Source organism: Halorubrum sp. Atlit-26R (genome assembly GCF_003666015.1).
GTDB lineage: Archaea > Halobacteriota > Halobacteria > Halobacteriales > Haloferacaceae > Halorubrum.
Window position 1 is genome coordinate 1 of record NZ_QPLT01000314.1, and the last position, 571, is coordinate 571.

Consider the following 571-nt stretch of genomic DNA (forward strand, 5'->3'; position numbering starts at 1 on the left):
TGTCGTAGCGGAAGCTGCGAGCGCCCTCATTGGCAGCGAGGTTCTCTTGAAGGCCGAGATACGTTTGAAGGTTCCAAAACGCGTTCTCGTGGATAGCACAACCACTCGCGCGGTCGAGCGAAAACACCGGATAGACGAGGTGGCTGACGTGAGTTGTGAGCTGTTGTTTGCGCTCGAACGCAGATGGACCGGTCGTCTCGTCGTCATCGGTCTGGCGACACGGGGTTGTGCGCGGCGGGGGCCGTGGGACCGAGACCCCAGCGTCGGACGCTTTGAAGAGAATCGTCCGCGCGGCCGTTTCGATACACTCGCGGAGGTCGGAGGTGAACCGATAGTACCAACTCCGCCAGAGCGTCGACTGGTCGGGCACAGTTTCGAACCCGAGGCGACGGCGGAGAGAGGGTCGGTCTTCCAGATACGAGCAGAGTGCCGTTTCGTGGTCCCACCCGTAGAGTTCCTTGAGGAGAAACCCACGAAATAGCGCCTCCATCTCGTAGGTCGTGCTCCCAGCGTAGCGGTCGTGAGCGTCGAATTCGACGTAGGCTAGCGGCCAGTGAGCGACGAACGCTTC

General features: G+C 61.1%; 1 protein-coding gene. It reads right to left on the bottom strand.

The genetic code is table 11. The annotated features are described in order from the left end of the window. A partial coding sequence (locus DVK07_RS20745) for a transposase (protein WP_147441302.1) occupies positions 1-571 on the bottom strand: 571 nt, incomplete at both ends.